General features: G+C 33.1%; 18 protein-coding genes. All 18 read right to left on the minus strand.

Annotated features, from left to right (window positions below; translation table 11 throughout):
* Positions 1-268: 268 nt before the first annotated feature.
* Positions 269-577 carry a septation regulator SpoVG gene (spoVG, locus tag KA883_RS11275; protein WP_019467718.1) on the minus strand — a complete coding sequence of 103 codons (309 nt, stop codon included), beginning with the start codon at positions 575-577 and terminating at the stop codon, positions 269-271.
* Positions 578-647: 70 nt separating this feature from the next.
* On the minus strand, positions 648-1,022 hold the full coding sequence (locus KA883_RS11280; protein ID WP_046206558.1) for a RidA family protein: 375 nt from the start codon (positions 1,020-1,022) through the stop codon (positions 648-650).
* 17 nt (positions 1,023-1,039) lie between these two features.
* Positions 1,040-1,864, minus strand: coding sequence for a pur operon repressor (purR, locus tag KA883_RS11285; protein ID WP_046206559.1), 825 nt, complete (start codon positions 1,862-1,864; stop codon positions 1,040-1,042).
* Between the two features lie 18 nt (positions 1,865-1,882).
* On the minus strand, positions 1,883-2,731 hold the full coding sequence (gene ispE, locus KA883_RS11290; protein ID WP_046206560.1) for a 4-(cytidine 5'-diphospho)-2-C-methyl-D-erythritol kinase: 849 nt from the start codon (positions 2,729-2,731) through the stop codon (positions 1,883-1,885).
* 348 nt (positions 2,732-3,079) lie between these two features.
* The gene (veg, locus tag KA883_RS11295; RefSeq protein ID WP_019467722.1) at positions 3,080-3,343 is read right to left on the minus strand and encodes a biofilm formation stimulator Veg; all 264 of its coding nucleotides are present in this window, start codon (positions 3,341-3,343) and stop codon (positions 3,080-3,082) included.
* A gap of 98 nt (positions 3,344-3,441) precedes the next feature.
* Positions 3,442-4,326, minus strand: coding sequence for a 16S rRNA (adenine(1518)-N(6)/adenine(1519)-N(6))-dimethyltransferase RsmA (rsmA, locus tag KA883_RS11300; protein WP_169926878.1), 885 nt, complete (start codon positions 4,324-4,326; stop codon positions 3,442-3,444).
* Between the two features lie 6 nt (positions 4,327-4,332).
* Complete coding sequence (rnmV, locus tag KA883_RS11305) at positions 4,333-4,884, minus strand: ribonuclease M5 (RefSeq protein WP_046206562.1); 552 nt, start codon at positions 4,882-4,884, stop codon at positions 4,333-4,335.
* A gap of 132 nt (positions 4,885-5,016) precedes the next feature.
* Positions 5,017-5,790: a TatD family hydrolase gene (locus KA883_RS11310; protein WP_046206563.1), complete on the minus strand. Its 774-nt coding sequence runs from the start codon at positions 5,788-5,790 to the stop codon at positions 5,017-5,019.
* 25 nt (positions 5,791-5,815) lie between these two features.
* Positions 5,816-7,789, minus strand: a complete 1,974-nt coding sequence (metG, locus tag KA883_RS11315; protein ID WP_046206564.1) for a methionine--tRNA ligase — start codon at positions 7,787-7,789, stop codon at positions 5,816-5,818.
* 302 nt (positions 7,790-8,091) lie between these two features.
* Entirely contained in the window at positions 8,092-8,925 is an 834-nt protein-coding gene (gene rsmI, locus KA883_RS11320; RefSeq protein WP_046206565.1) for a 16S rRNA (cytidine(1402)-2'-O)-methyltransferase, read from the minus strand.
* Positions 8,926-8,929: 4 nt separating this feature from the next.
* Complete coding sequence (locus KA883_RS11325) at positions 8,930-9,178, minus strand: GIY-YIG nuclease family protein (RefSeq protein ID WP_046206566.1); 249 nt, start codon at positions 9,176-9,178, stop codon at positions 8,930-8,932.
* Positions 9,171-9,896 carry a tRNA1(Val) (adenine(37)-N6)-methyltransferase gene (locus tag KA883_RS11330; protein WP_046206567.1) on the minus strand — a complete coding sequence of 242 codons (726 nt, stop codon included), beginning with the start codon at positions 9,894-9,896 and terminating at the stop codon, positions 9,171-9,173. Before KA883_RS11330 ends, KA883_RS11325 begins: the two co-directional genes overlap by 8 nt.
* 109 nt (positions 9,897-10,005) lie before the next feature.
* Entirely contained in the window at positions 10,006-10,347 is a 342-nt protein-coding gene (yabA, locus tag KA883_RS11335; protein WP_046206568.1) for a DNA replication initiation control protein YabA, read from the minus strand.
* A 15-nt stretch (positions 10,348-10,362) separates the two neighbouring features.
* Entirely contained in the window at positions 10,363-11,166 is an 804-nt protein-coding gene (locus KA883_RS11340) for a PSP1 domain-containing protein (RefSeq protein WP_046206569.1), read from the minus strand.
* A gap of 2 nt (positions 11,167-11,168) precedes the next feature.
* Positions 11,169-12,095, minus strand: coding sequence for a DNA polymerase III subunit delta' C-terminal domain-containing protein (locus KA883_RS11345; RefSeq protein ID WP_210139987.1), 927 nt, complete (start codon positions 12,093-12,095; stop codon positions 11,169-11,171).
* A 125-nt stretch (positions 12,096-12,220) separates the two neighbouring features.
* Positions 12,221-12,550, minus strand: coding sequence for a cyclic-di-AMP receptor (locus tag KA883_RS11350; RefSeq protein ID WP_046206571.1), 330 nt, complete (start codon positions 12,548-12,550; stop codon positions 12,221-12,223).
* Between the two features lie 26 nt (positions 12,551-12,576).
* Positions 12,577-13,194, minus strand: a complete 618-nt coding sequence (gene tmk / locus KA883_RS11355) for a dTMP kinase (RefSeq protein ID WP_046206572.1) — start codon at positions 13,192-13,194, stop codon at positions 12,577-12,579.
* Between the two features lies 1 nt (position 13,195).
* Positions 13,196-14,539, minus strand: a complete 1,344-nt coding sequence (locus KA883_RS11360; RefSeq protein ID WP_046206573.1) for an aminotransferase class I/II-fold pyridoxal phosphate-dependent enzyme — start codon at positions 14,537-14,539, stop codon at positions 13,196-13,198.
* Positions 14,540-15,085 lie beyond the last annotated feature (546 nt).

Here is a 15,085-nt window from a genome sequence, read left to right on the forward strand (position 1 = left end):
TTTAGATGTCACACCGTTACTAATTTAAATGTCAGTTTTTCAATTATTAAAATAACTTGTAATTATTTAGAATAGTTTTTGATTTATTTGAAAACAAAAAAATATATTTTTGTCACCTTTTCATTATAATAATTTATTTCAATTCTTTATATTCTTATTTTTGAGTAAGACACAAAAAGACCAATCCGTTAGCATACGAATTGGTCTTTTTTATATTAAGATTGAGATCTATGTCCCAAGCCCTTTTTAATTTGATTCATCTTTTATATTAAGCTTCATCATTTGTTTCTTCTGATGATTGAGCATTTTTATCAGGGATAACTTCATCCGTTTCGTCATAAACTTTCATAACCGCATCTTGAATTTCTTGTCTCATTTCTGAATTAATTGGATGCGCGATATCACGAAATTCACCATCTGGTGTTCTTTTACTTGGCATTGCGACGAATAGACCTGAGTTGCCTTCAATCACTCTTAAATCATGTACCACAAATGATTCATCTAGAGTTATTGAAACTAAAGCTTTCATTCTTCCATCTGTTTGTATTTTTCTAAGTCTTACATCTGTCACTTTCATGTAGTGAGCCCCCCTAGTATCTCTTTGTTAGAAGCTTAACAATTTCATCAAAAATTATAAATCCCTTAAATTACTTCACTTCTGCGATTACTTCAATTTCAACTTTTACATCTTTAGGTAATCTTGCGACTTCGACACAACTTCTTGCCGGTTGATGTTTCGCAAAATATTCACCATAAACTTCATTTATATTTTGAAATTCATTCATATCAGCAATGAATATTGTTGCTTTGATTACTGAATCTATATCCGATCCAGCTTCATCTAATACAACTTTTACATTTTCTAAAACTTGTTTCGTTTGTGCTTTCACATCATCACTAACAATTTCACCATCTAAATTTAATGGGATTTGTCCTGATGTAAACACAAGTCCGTTAATGACCGTTGCATGTGAGTATGGCCCCAATGCTTCCGGTGCTTTTGATGTGTTGACTACTTTCATGATGTTGATCCGCTCCTTTAAGTAAATTTAGTTAAACTGTTGCCATTTTCCACTTTAAATTCCTGATTGTATTCATCTACATCAGACAATCTAACTAAGGAAGTATAATCTTCAATTAATCTTTGCTTAACTTCTTTTGATTCTACTAATACGGATACCCCTTTAACATGTGCTTTAAACTCATTCATTAAATTCATTACACCGTTAATAGAACCACCTGCACGCATAAAATCATCCACAACAAGGACATTAGAGTTTTCTGGTAATGTACGCTTAGATAATACCATCGTTTCTATCTTTCTAGTAGAACCTGATACATAATTTATCGAAACCGTAGAGCCTTCGGTTACTTTATTATCTTTCCTTATCACTACCACTGGTAAATTCAATACATTAGCTACTGCATTGGCTAATGAGATACCTTTTGTAGCAATAGTTACAACCGCATCTAACTCTTGATCCATATAAAGCGTTGCAATTAATTTCCCCACCTTATTCAATAAAGTTGGGTTCCCCATTAAATCTGATAAGAATAAATAACCACCTGGTAACAGTCTATCTTTTTCTTGCAGAAGTTCGATAACTTCATCTACGACTTCACTTGCTTCTGCTTTACTCATCTGTGGCTTATATGTAACGCCACCACTAGCTCCAGCGGTCGTTATTACTGTGCCCAACTTTTCTTTTTGAAAAGTAGACTTAATAATTTGTACATCTTCACTGATGGATGATTTTGCTTGCTTAAATTTTTGTACAAAAAACGTTAAAGGTATTAATTTATTGGGGTTATTCATCAAGTATTGTGTCATAAAAACAATACGTTCACTTCTTTTATAGCGCATTTTCTTCATCCCTTCTCACTAACCTAATAATCTTGCAATATAGACTTCATTACAACAACCATTGACTGCATTATATACATGCCTGGCTTGTCGTTCTTTTTGCGTTAATCCATATACGGTTGGACCACTCCCACTCATTACAGCACCATCTGCTCCATTTTCAAGCATATTTTCTTTAATTTTATAGATTTCTGAATACATTTCTCCAGAGATAGGTTCCAATCTGTTTGAAAGACTATTACATAATAATTCATAATTCCCTGTATCCAATGCTTCTTTACAAGTTTCAGTATAAACCTCATGTTCTTGAGTTAAATCTAGCTTTTTAAAAATATCTGGGGAGGAAATGCCTATATCTGGCTTGGCAACAATAACCCATGCCGACGGTGGTTTGTTCATAAACCCAATTAACTCACCTTTTCCTCTACAAAAAGCAGTTTTCCCATATATACAAAAAGGAATATCAGTGCCTATTTGTATTCCTAACTCACATAGTTCTTCTAAAGGTCTATTTAACTTATAAAGTCGATTCATTCCTCTCAATGTTGCAGCGGCGTCTGTCGATCCACCTGCAAGGCCAGCTGAAACTGGGATATCTTTATCTATCGTAATCGTCACACCTTGCTGTAAATTATAAGTTTCTTTCATTAACGCTGCTGCTTTGTAGGCCAAATTTTTATTATCGGAGGGAACATAACTTTGCTCTACGTCTACAACTATTTTTTTATCTTTTCGCAGTTCAAAAGATAAACGATCATTAAGATCAATCGTTGTCATAATCATTTCAACTTCATGAAAACCATCATCTCGTTTGAAGAGTGTGTCCAACGTTAAATTTATTTTTGCTGGCGCAGTCTCATAAATCATATTCCCACCCTCTTTCAATTCGATATGGTAATAAAATGATTTTAACATATTGTTATACTTGCGTTATTCTTTTTTTAAAATTTATAAGTTATTTATCCAATTTACCTTACTTATGACTTAAATTAATCTGACATATAAAATAAGCGGTTAATTCCTTATTTTACATTAATATTTTGACGTAACAAAACTATATCTCCTTAATTCTGATGCGCTTTATATTATTTCAAAAAGAAAAAGGTATATTGATGATTATTCACCAACATACCTTTTACTAATCAATCTCATTATTAATGTCTTAAATAAAAATATGGTTGCTTTAACCAAAATTTCAATTTATATTACTGCTATTTAGTGTGCAATTGCTTCTTGATGATTATCATCTTCAAAAGAAACTTGTACGTTTTCTGTTAAAACGTCAGTGTATGTATATGATACACGCTCAAAATTATGAATATCTTGGTCTAGTTCAACAATAAAAACGGATGGGTACGTTTCTTTTAAAACACCGCTACGCTCAATTGTTTTTTTACGACCACCATTCGCTTTCAGTACAATACGGTTTCCTAATTGACAATCAAGTGAATTTTTGATGTCTCCAATAGATTTTGGCATATTGCTCCACCTCGCTACAAGTTGTATAATAACACATTTAGCGCGATTTTGTCAAATAAACATCAATTTTAGCAAGGTGAAACTCAGTTGTCAATCATTTAAAATGCTAATTCTGGGAAATTTTTCAATTCATTATATAATTTTGCAAATTCTTTTATAGAAAGTGTTTCTCCCCGTCTTTTAGGGTTAATGCCACTGGCTTCCAACCAATTCACAATGATTTCTTTATTTGCTTTTCCATCCACAAACAAACTTTGATAATTATTGTTAATGGTTTTTCTTCTTTGTCCGAATGCGGCTTTTGACATTTTGAAAAACTTATCTTCATCGTCTACATCGACAAGTGGTTGATCACGTTTCATTAATTTCACAACGATTGAATCTACGTTTGGTGGTGGTAAAAATACCGTTTTGGGCACAGTCAGCACTTTGCTCGTTTCTGTATAAAACTGTGCGACTATAGAAAGGGAGCCATAAGCTTTCGTGCCTACTTCGGCGTTTAATCGCTCACCAACTTCTTTTTGCATCATAACCACATAACCATCAATCGGTAATTTTTGTTGCATTAAGTTTAATAAAATAGGTGTAGTTATATAATATGGTAAGTTAGCAACAACTAAAATTTGGTCACAATCTGCTAGTTCATGTGTCACATAATGCGCAATATCCGCTTTCAATATATCTTCATTGATTACTGTAACATTGTTATATGGTGCCATTGTTTCATTCAATACTGGTATTAAGCGTTGATCAATTTCAAATGCAATCACTTTTTTTGCACTTTTAGCTAATTGTTCTGTCAATGATCCCATGCCCGGTCCTACTTCAATAACACCTGTTCGTTCATCTATGTGACTGGCATCAATAATATTATGAATAATGTTGACATCGATTAAAAAGTTTTGTCCTAAACTTTTTTTGAAACTAAAACCATAATGATTTAAAAGTGCCTTTGTTCGCGATGGTGTGGCAATATCTTTCATATCCAATTATTTTTCACTTCCTTTATTATCTTTCAAGGCATTTCTAACATCTTCTTCTGTATAACCAAAAGCATTTAACTTGTTAAGTAGTTGTTTGCCGTTAGAATGACCGATATGAAGTTTTCTTCCTAAAATTTCTCTTTTTCTACGCGCGTCTTTACCAATTATTAATCCAAGATCAATCAGAACTTCCTTACTGATACTTTCATGACCCTCTTCGAATGGTGTACTTACATAAATCAAAGCTTCTTTTATGTCTTCAATTTTCGCATGTTCGACACCTATTTTACCACGTTTACTTTTAGCTTTTTCTCGATCAATATAAGCGTGTTTAACCCCTGGAATATATTTTTTTATCGTATTACGAATTTTATCACCTGGGAAATCAGGGTCTGTTAGAACAATGACACCTCGAGTTTCATATGCTTGTGCAATCACATTTAAAGTTTTTTCGTCAATTGCACTTCCATTTGTTTCAATTGTGTCGCAATCCACAGCGCTTTTGACCCGCTCTGTATCATCTCTGCCCTCTACTACAATAAATTCATTTATCTTCATTTATTGTGACACCTTTCGTTTTTACTTCATTTTAGAAAAATTAAAAAGGTATCGGCATAAATTATGGTTACTCTTAGTATTCACTAGACCAACTAAGCCATATTTCAGACCGATACCTTTAAAATAATATCTTTATGCTTTTAATTTAAACAAACGTTCAGCGTTCTCAGTCGTTTGACGACAAACGTCTTCATAGCTAACTTCACGTAACTCAGCAATTTGCTCAGCTACTAAAGTTACACGTGCTGGTTCATTTCGCTTCCCTCTATAAGGATGTGGCGATAGGAACGGTGCATCTGTTTCAACTAATAATCTATCGAATGGTACATGTTTAGCAACTTCTTTAGGCTGTTTTGCATTTTTAAATGTAACAGGGCCTCCTAATGATACATAGAAATTCAATTTATTAATGACATCGTCAGCAATCTCAGGAGAAGCACTAAAACTATGCATAATACCGCCGATTTCTTCTGCATGCTCTTCTTTTAAAATATCCACACAGTCTTGTGTCGCCTCTCTATTATGAATAATAATTGGTAAATTCACACGCTTAGCTAGTGCAATTTGCTTTCTAAAAAGGGCTTGTTGGACATCTTTTGGAGACTTATCCCAATGATAATCTAAGCCAGTTTCACCAATTCCAATAACTTTAGGATGTGCTGCCAACTTTTCTATCCATGCCAATCTTTCTTCTGTGCAATCAATAGCATCTACAGGGTGCCATCCAATAATACCGTATATAAAGTCATATTGATCTATTAACTCCATCGTACGTTCAACGGTTGGTGTATCAAAGCCTACTACAAACATACGATCTACGCCATTATCTCTTGCACGCTCAATAACCGCTTCTAAATCTTCATCGTATTGTTCTGCATTTAAATGAACATGTGTATCGATTAGCATATTAAATCGCTCCCTTTATCTATGATTACTTAATTACTGCACCATTTGGAATTGCATTCGGAAGACTTACCAGTGTAAGTACACCATCTTTTTCAGCAGATAAAATCATACCTTCTGATTTTCGTCCCATTAATTTAGCTGGCTTCAAGTTGGTAACTACCGCAACTTTTTTGCCGATAATATCTTCGGGTTGATAGAACTTGGCAATACCTGAAACAATTTGACGTTGTTCATTATCTAAATCAACTTGGATTTTTAATAATTTGTCAGATTTTTTTACATTCTCAGCATCAATAATCGTTGCTGCTTTGATTTCTACTTTATCAAAATCTTTGATATCAATTTGTGATTTACTAGGTACTTCTGCTTTCGCTTCTTCCACCTTATCTGGTTGCATAGATTGCTTAATATATTCTATTTCAGCATCACTTTCTAAGCGTGGGAAAATAGGTTGTGGCTTACTACTTACCATAATTGGCTCGGTTAATGCACCATATTGTTTAATACTGCTAAATTCATATAATTCAGGTGAATTGATATTTAGCTGTTCAAAAATTTGTCTTGGTGCATTTGTTAAGAATGGTCTTAATAACACTGCAATGATACGAATATTTTCTACTAAATGAGCCATAACATTGCCGAGCATTTCTTTCTGGTTCTCATCTTTCGCTAGAATCCAAGGCGTCGTTTCATCAATATATTTATTCGTTCTACTTATAAATTTCCATATTGTTGAAAGCGCTACTGAGAATTGCAAATTATCCATATTTTCATGGAATGTTTTCACAGTATCAAGCGCCAATTGTTCCATTTCTTCATCGAGTTCGTGCTTAGGACCTTCATAAGCTGGTAGTTCGCCATTAAAGTATTTATTAACCATTGAAATGGTACGGTTAACTAGGTTACCTAAATCATTCGCCAAATCATAATTTGTGCGTTCTACGAATCCTTCTGGCGTAAATACACCATCAGAACCAAATGGTAACTCACGCATTAAATAATAGCGTGTTGCATCTAAGCCATAACGATCAATCAACACATTAGGATCTACTACGTTTCCTTTTGATTTACTCATCTTGCCATCTTTCATTAAAATCCATCCATGAGCAAAGACCTTTTTAGGTAATGGAATGTCTAAAGCCATCAATAAAATCGGCCAAATGATAGAATGGAATCTAACAATTTCTTTCGCCATAATATGAATGTCTGCAGGCCAATATTTTTTAAACAAGCTATCATCATCTGATAAGTAGCCAAGTGATGAAATATAGTTTACTAGTGCATCAATCCATACATAAACCACATGTTTCGGATTCGATTGAACATGGATTCCCCAATCGAACGATGTACGAGATACTGCTAAATCTTCTAATCCTGGTTTGATGAAATTATTAATCATCTCATTTTTACGAGATGGTGGTTGAATAAAATCAGGATTTTCATCATAAAATTCTAATAAGCGATCAGTATATTTAGATAAATTAAAGAAATAGCTTTCTTCTTTTACCAATTCTACTTCGTGTCCAGAATCAGGGCTTTTACCTCCGACAATTGCACCGTTCTCATATACAGGATCAACAAGTTGTGTTTCAGTATAATACGTTTCATCCGGTACAGAATACCAACCCTCGTATTCACCAAGATATATGTCACCTTGCGCCAATAAGCGTTCAAATATTTGTTGTACAACTTCTTTGTGACGTGCTTCTGTTGTACGAATAAAGTCATCATTGGATATCTCTAATTTTTTCCATAACGCTTTGATGCCTGAAATCATTTCATCTAAATAATCCAATTCTGATTTCCCTGCTTTTTGCGCTTTTTCTTGTATTTTTTGACCATGTTCATCCGTTCCTGTTAAATATCGAACATCATAGCCTTGCATTCTTTTATAACGTGCGATGACATCACCAGCTGTAGTTGTATATGCATGACCGATATGTAAATTCCCACTCGGATAATATATAGGTGTAGTGATATAAAATGTTTCTTTCGCCATCAATGTTCCTCCTCGTTTCTCTCACTTTAAATATATCTAAATTTATTTTTATTTTCAATGAAGCAGATAAGTGTTCATTTTATATTTATTAATCATTTTAATACGTTTAATGTAGTATAAAATTAAGTATTTGTCCCTCGTCTATTTCCACTCATTTTACAACACGATAAATACTCTCTATCTTATCTACATTACCATAAATCAAGCTTGTTATGGGAATTTTTCACTTGATTTTATTGATAAAATTTCAAAAAATCTATTCTTCTATTTTCTTTTTAACGCTGAGATTTGTTAGCCTAATTTTATACATTGTGATATATATCATATACTTCACTTGTCTTCATTTGTCTTTCTTCAGCAACTTGTTTAATCGCTGCTTTAGGTTTCATATTTTTATTAATGTAGTGCTCAACGTGTTCATGTATCGACATATCTTCAAACCAAGAGGTATCTTCTATTGCAATGTCCCCTTCAATAATGATGACAAATTCACCTTTTGTAAGTATGTCGCCTTCATCTAGTTTCATTAGTAATTTTTCAACTTTGTCCGTGATAATTTCTTCGAATTTTTTTGTTAATTCCCTACCTATTGACACATTTCGTTGCGCATCTATTTTATAAATTGCCTTTAATGTATCTTTAACACGGTGCGGTGATTCATAAATAATCAATGTACTATCTTGAAACATGCGTTGTTCTAACAAATCATATTTTGCCTTTTCTTTCCTTGGTAAAAATCCAAGAAATGTGTATGTAAATGAAGGTAATCCACTTGCCATTAATGCAGTCAAGCCAGCATTTGGTCCCGGTACAGTCTCAACTCTGATTCCATTATTTCTTGCAGCTACAACAAGTTCGTATCCAGGATCACTTATCAAAGGTAGGCCAGCATCTGACACTAACGCAATATCAATCCCTTCCTGTAATTGTTGGATTAAATATTCTGTCTGCTGCGCTTTATTATGGTCGTGATAGGATTTCAACGGTGCATGTATATCATAATGTGCACAAAGCTTTTTTGTCACTCGTGTATCTTCACATGCAATCAAGTCTACTGTACGTAATATATCAACTGCTCTATATGTAATATCAGCTAAATTTCCAATCGGTGTGCCTACTAAATACAATGTCGCCATACTTCTACCCCTCACTTATCAACTGTAATTTTTTCTCTCTGGTAAATGTTTTGATTTCATATTCCCGCTTCAAAGCTTCTGATTTAGTATTAAACATTTCTTGATAAACTAACTCTACCGGCCGTCTTATTTTAGTATATTTAGCACCTTGACCGCTATTATGTTTTGCTATTCTTTGTTCTATATCTTTTGCATAACCTGTATATAAACTTCCATCTTTACATCTAACGATATATATATAATGCTTATCCATAATAGATTTCTCTCATTTCTTCTGAATATGTTCCATCTTCATTATAAATATAGAATGGTTGCTGTATGTCTAACCCTTGGTTACCACCTTTTCGTCCTTCAACTACAATTGTTTGTGCTACTTTACCCGGCTTACTATAAATAAAATAAAGCTTTTTAGGTTCTATGCGATAATGTCTCATACTGCTTAAGACATCCATAAGACGGTCAGCACGATGCACAATTAAAAATCTTCCGCCTTCTTTCAATAAGTGTCGTGCTTCAAAACAACAATCATCCAATGTACACATTATCTCATGTCTAGCTATTTTATGTGCATCTTTTTGATGTTGAAATTGTTGATTGACTTTAAAATAAGGCGGATTGCATGTAACAAGACTATACTGTGCTGGTTTAAACGTATGATGTGCTTGCTTCAAATCCATATGATACATATGAATTCTATCGGTTAGATGATTATGAACAATACTTCTTTTCGCCATGTGCACTAATTGTTCTTGTATTTCGATACCTTCAATAAACTGATTACCTTTATGAGATAACAGTAAAGGAATAACGCCATTACCGGAACATAAATCCATAATAACGTCCTTTTTCTTTATTTTTGTAAAATGTGCGAGTAACAAAGCATCCGTTGAAAATGAAAAGACATCATCATTTTGTATAATTTCTAATTTCTCTTTTAGTAAAAAATCATACCTTTCATTTTGCAATAACATTTTTGTAACCTCCAAAAAAGAGGATGAGCCTACGATGCTTCGCTAATGAAGCCTATCGCTTTTCTCATCCTCAACTCCATATTTTTTATTTGTATGAAAAACATTGATACTATTCACTTAGTACTTCAAGACAAAACAAACAGTCGTCGCCTTTTCTATGTTTACCAAATAGCTCTCCGTTGCATATATGAAAACCTTCTTTATATAACATTGCTAAATTATCTTTGCTACGTAATGGGCGTTTAGGTTGATCTTTTTTACCGTTTTCTATTTTCTTAGTTTTTTCTTCTTTATCTATTAATGTTTTTAAATTCTCATTTTCGATTTGTAAGGCGACATTTTCTTCAATTAATTCTACTGTAAGATTTTTTAAATTTAACATGTCACGATTAATTTGATTAATGTTTTCCTCTAAATGAGCTAGATTTTCAAATATGTCGCTTCGATTCAATGTTGTCACGGCCTCCTACTTTAATGTTTCTAATTCTTCCATTTTATATTCTAATGGTTGCTCAAGACCCTCTACTTTAACTTGCATAGAGATATCTAAAATATTCAAGCCCACAACTTTACCATTACCTTCTGGTGTTTCAATGACATCTCCAACATCTGGTAACTGAGCTCTCGCTTCTTCATAATAATCATTTTCATATTTTAAACAGCACATAAGACGGCCACAAGCACCAGAAATCTTTGAAGGATTTAGCGATAAATTCTGATCTTTAGCCATCTTTATCGAAACTGGTTCAAAATCCCCTAAAAAAGTAGAGCAACATAACGAGCGACCACAAGGTCCAATGCCCCCTAATAATTTCGCTTCATCTCTAACGCCAATTTGTCTTAATTCTATTCTTGTTCTCAGCTTTTGAGCTAAAACCTTCACTAACTTTCTAAAATCTACACGCTCATCTGATGTGAAATTAAAAATAACTTTCGATTTATCTAAAGTAAATTCACAATTCACTAGACGCATATCTAAATCCTGTTGTTGAATGATATCTTTGCACAAATTCAAAGCATCTTTAGCATCATATTCATTTTGTTCATATTGCATAATATCTTTTTCAGTAGCCTTACGAACAATCTGTTTTAATGGCAACGCTACATCTTCATCAGCTACATTTAATGGTTCATACTTCACTCGTCCAACTTCTAATCCTCGCTTTGATTCGACGACAACCCAGTCGCCCAAGCCTAAGTCAAAATTTTGCGGTGCATAATATTCCATTTTGCCTGAGTGTTGAAAGTGTATGCCTACTACATTTTGCATAATTATTTCACCCCTTTTATGACGATTTGTTCAAATACTAATATTGGATTTACATTTTGATTTAATTTTTTATGTGCTTCTGTTAACTGATCAAAGATTAAAACAATCTGATTATATGATAAATCTTGTGCGTATTGTTTAATTTCAACCTGTAAATCTTGGAATATCATTGCTTCTTCTAATCCTACTTTAGCATGCATAATATCTTCAAAGAAACTGTTAACCGCTGCCAACGATAATAACTGTAAACGTCTGTTTTTAGCTTGTTTTAATAAATCGACAACTGCTATTAATGCCATTGAACGGTTTTTTAATATTAACTGACACCATTTGATGATACTTTTGCGCAAAGCCATTAAATCTGAGTCTTCGTTTAACGCAACTGCAGTCTCTATCTGTGTTGTATAGGCACTTAACAATTCCGCAACAGGTCGAGTGATTTCTCGCTCAACTAATCTATCTATAAAATTCAATTTATTAATTGGTTTAAAATAAACATGTTGGCATCTTGAGTGTATCGTATCTAAAATTTGCTCTGGTTTTGTAGTTAATAAAATGGCAATGGTATTATCTGGAGGCTCTTCAAGAAATTTTAGTATACTATTTTCACCTTGAATGGTTAATTTTTCAAAGGATTCTATAATATAGACTTTATAATTTCCTTCAATAGGTAATTGATTCATATGATGCACTAATTGCTCTATTTGATCTTTTTTAATTGTTGTTTCCTCAGAAGACACATACATAAAATCTGGATGATTAAATGTTTCTACTTTTAACTGACATTGATCCTCTCCACCACATAAAATCATTTTAGAAAAATCAATCGCAACTTGTTGCATTGTCTGTCCATCGTCACCTTCAAATAAATATGCATGCGATAATTTATTAGATTGATATGCTTTTGTCAGTCTTTCTAGTTCATCCATGTTAATGTTGCTCCTTTATATAAAAAGGCTGCTAATACATAGTGCCTTTACGAATTACATTTAGCATTAACTAATCAAATAGCAACATGTAAGTCGAAAAGTTACCATATACAGCAACCATGTTTTTAGAATTGATGGAAAGCTTCTACTGGCATAACAAATACCGTTGCTCCGCCAACTTCCACTTCAACTGGATAAGGTATATATGAATCAGCACTTCCACCCATCGGGGTAATCGGCGATACAAGTTGTTCTCTATTTCCACAAGTATCATTAATAACCTGTAGCATTTCATCGACACGATTATCTTCTACACCTGATAAGAAAGTTGTATTGCCCGCTCTTAAAAATCCACCTGTTGTTGCAAGTTTTGTCGCTCTAAAATTATGTTTAACAAGTTTGTCTGAAAGTTCCTGACTATCCTGATCTTGTACGATTGCTATAATCATTTTCATACTAAACACCTCTTTTGAATATTATATCATAATTTTTCTAAATAATTGGTGATAGATTCATACGTAGCATTCACTACTTTATCTATACTTTGATCCGCATTAATTACAATAAAGCGCTCAGACTCATTATGAATAATCTTTTTATAACCTTCAACTACTTTTTCATGAAATTTTACATCTTCTTGATCTAATCGATTTTGATTTCTTTGATTTTTTAGTATTCGCTCTCTACCAACTTCGACACTAACATCTAGATAGATTGTTAAGTCTGGATATAATCCATTAATAGCAAATTCATTAATAGATTTAACTTCTTCTATACCTATACCCCTTGCATACCCTTGATATGCTAATGAACTATCAATATAACGATCACATAGAACAATATGATCATTATCTAATGCTGGAATAACTTTGCCTACGAGGTGTTCCCGTCTTGATGCAGCAAATAATAATGCTTCAGTACGGTCATCCATATCTTCTCCCTCTAACAATACTTCTCTTATTTGCTCTCCTGTCTTCACGCCTCCTGGCTCTCTTGTAAGTACGATATTATACTCATGTTTGAGTTTTTCTGCAACTTGTTGTATTACAGTTGTTTTTCCAGAACCTTCTGGCCCCTCAAAAGTTATAAAAGCTGACATCTTATTCATCCTTAATTTCTATTTTAAAATTTTTTATTCCTTCTACTCTTTGTTGCTGTTCACACCAATAATTCATTAATTTTACCATATCTTCTGTGATTTTTTCTCCTTTAAACATTATTGGAATACCAGGAGGATACGGCACAATGTGATTAGCTAATATTTTATTTTCTGCATATTTAATGTCTATTTTCCGCACATTATGTATTTCTCCACCATAATACATACTACTCCCCGTTCTATACGGTACGCTGACATTTATATCGTGCTGTCTTTCTACTAATTGAACCTTTTCAATCCTTGATAGTAATTCATCAAATGGGAATTGATCACCTTCATGCCACAACGGCAAGACCATTAATACTTGAAAGTCATCAGCCAATTCAACATAAATATGGTGTGCTTCAAAGTATGATTGTAATTCGTAACCATGATACCCTCTGCATCTTACATTTAGTTTTAGTGGGTCATCAACCTCCACAATTTCGAACCCTTTGTTTTCCAATTGTTGAACCAATTGTTCTCTCTTTTGAAAAAAGTATTCGCTATGATAATCGTCATAAAATTTTTGTGCCAGTTCTAGGCTACTCATTAATAAATATGATGGACTAGAAGATTGAAAATAGGATAAATATCTTATGACTGCTTCTCGACAAGGTGCATTTTTATGAATAAATATCACTGAACTCATCGTTAGTGATGGCAGTGTTTTATGATATGACTGCACAACATAATCCGCGCCCATGTTCAATGCCGTTTCTGGAAAATGTTCAAATCCTAAATGTGCACCATGTGCTTCATCGATTAGCATTGGTATTTTCAAAGTTTTTAAAAGTTCTGTAACAGTTTTTATATCAAAACATTCACCATAATAATTAGGGTAAGTAAACACTGCTAGTTTACTATCTTTTACTTGATCATATAATGACGTTTTGTCAGGTCCTAGATATTGATTCGTAGCGTCACTGACATCCATTTTTAATAATTGTGCCTTTGCCTTTATTAAATCTAATGCATGAAATACAGACTTATGTACATTGCGCGCTATCGCATATTCACCATTTTTTGAGGAAAACGCTTGAATCACTGACAATATTCCTGAAGTAGTACCATTCACTAAATAATAAGCATCATAATCAGGGTGTTTATCAACATTCTTCATGCTTTCAGCTATTACTGACTCAGGAGAATGTAAGTCATCAAGCCCTGTAATTTCTGTCATATCCATTTTAAAATCTAATTGATTCAAGTACCCAATAGTCATATTTTTATGTCCAGGTACATGTAATGAAATAGGTTCTTCAGCTAATAGTCCTTTCAATTTATGTAACAACGATTTGCTCATGCTTATCCTCGCTTTTCAATTCAATATTTCTTGTTTCATTACAATTCCACTATATAAATAATAAAATTAACATTACCTTATAAAACAGTATAACGTTGTAATCTTCTACATTTTAACATAATAATATAAAAAAATGCGTGCACTTAAAAACCATAGTTTTAAAGTATCACGCCTTTATGAATTAATGATATTGATACATGAACTTAACTCATTCTGTTAAAATTCTTTTTATGCAAAAAAGACCCTTTCGGGTCTTGATTGCCTGTAAAGCCACACTTCTTAATTTTAATTTTTACCTTTCACACTTATATATCTTATGAATTTACATGTTATTAGAATAGTGTGACTTATGCATGAGTTTTTGCTCATGCATTCCTCTTTACCTACTCTTGTGGAACGTAAGTCAGCTACCTTCGGCGCTAAGCAGCTTTTCTGACTTCAGGCAAGCGTTCGTAAAGTACCACTCTCAATTTATTGAGATAGCGGTACTTATGCATGAGTTTTTGCTCATGCATTCCTTTTACTTTTTCACGCTTTCCTCACTCA

The sequence above is a fragment of the Staphylococcus sp. GDY8P54P genome (assembly GCF_017892645.1).
Taxonomy (GTDB): Bacteria; Bacillota; Bacilli; order Staphylococcales; family Staphylococcaceae; genus Staphylococcus; species Staphylococcus ureilyticus.

Bases quoted from the DNA above. Each gene is read 5' to 3' on its own strand.
- spoVG (WP_019467718.1), bottom strand. From the start codon at position 577: ATGAAAGTGACAGATGTAAGACTTAGAAAAATACAAACAGATGGAAGA.
- KA883_RS11280 (WP_046206558.1), bottom strand. From the start codon at position 1,022: ATGAAAGTAGTCAACACATCAAAAGCACCGGAAGCATTGGGGCCATAC.
- purR (WP_046206559.1), bottom strand. From the start codon at position 1,864: ATGCGCTATAAAAGAAGTGAACGTATTGTTTTTATGACACAATACTTG.
- ispE (WP_046206560.1), bottom strand. From the start codon at position 2,731: ATGATTTATGAGACTGCGCCAGCAAAAATAAATTTAACGTTGGACACA.
- veg (WP_019467722.1), bottom strand. From the start codon at position 3,343: ATGCCAAAATCTATTGGAGACATCAAAAATTCACTTGATTGTCAATTA.
- rsmA (WP_169926878.1), bottom strand. From the start codon at position 4,326: ATGAAAGATATTGCCACACCATCGCGAACAAAGGCACTTTTAAATCAT.
- rnmV (WP_046206562.1), bottom strand. From the start codon at position 4,884: ATGAAGATAAATGAATTTATTGTAGTAGAGGGCAGAGATGATACAGAG.
- KA883_RS11310 (WP_046206563.1), bottom strand. From the start codon at position 5,790: ATGCTAATCGATACACATGTTCATTTAAATGCAGAACAATACGATGAA.
- metG (WP_046206564.1), bottom strand. From the start codon at position 7,789: ATGGCGAAAGAAACATTTTATATCACTACACCTATATATTATCCGAGT.
- rsmI (WP_046206565.1), bottom strand. From the start codon at position 8,925: ATGGCGACATTGTATTTAGTAGGCACACCGATTGGAAATTTAGCTGAT.
- KA883_RS11325 (WP_046206566.1), bottom strand. From the start codon at position 9,178: ATGGATAAGCATTATATATATATCGTTAGATGTAAAGATGGAAGTTTA.
- KA883_RS11330 (WP_046206567.1), bottom strand. From the start codon at position 9,896: ATGTTATTGCAAAATGAAAGGTATGATTTTTTACTAAAAGAGAAATTA.
- KA883_RS11340 (WP_046206569.1), bottom strand. From the start codon at position 11,166: ATGCAAAATGTAGTAGGCATACACTTTCAACACTCAGGCAAAATGGAA.
- KA883_RS11345 (WP_210139987.1), bottom strand. From the start codon at position 12,095: ATGGATGAACTAGAAAGACTGACAAAAGCATATCAATCTAATAAATTA.
- KA883_RS11350 (WP_046206571.1), bottom strand. From the start codon at position 12,550: ATGAAAATGATTATAGCAATCGTACAAGATCAGGATAGTCAGGAACTT.
- tmk (WP_046206572.1), bottom strand. From the start codon at position 13,194: ATGTCAGCTTTTATAACTTTTGAGGGGCCAGAAGGTTCTGGAAAAACA.
- KA883_RS11360 (WP_046206573.1), bottom strand. From the start codon at position 14,539: ATGAGCAAATCGTTGTTACATAAATTGAAAGGACTATTAGCTGAAGAA.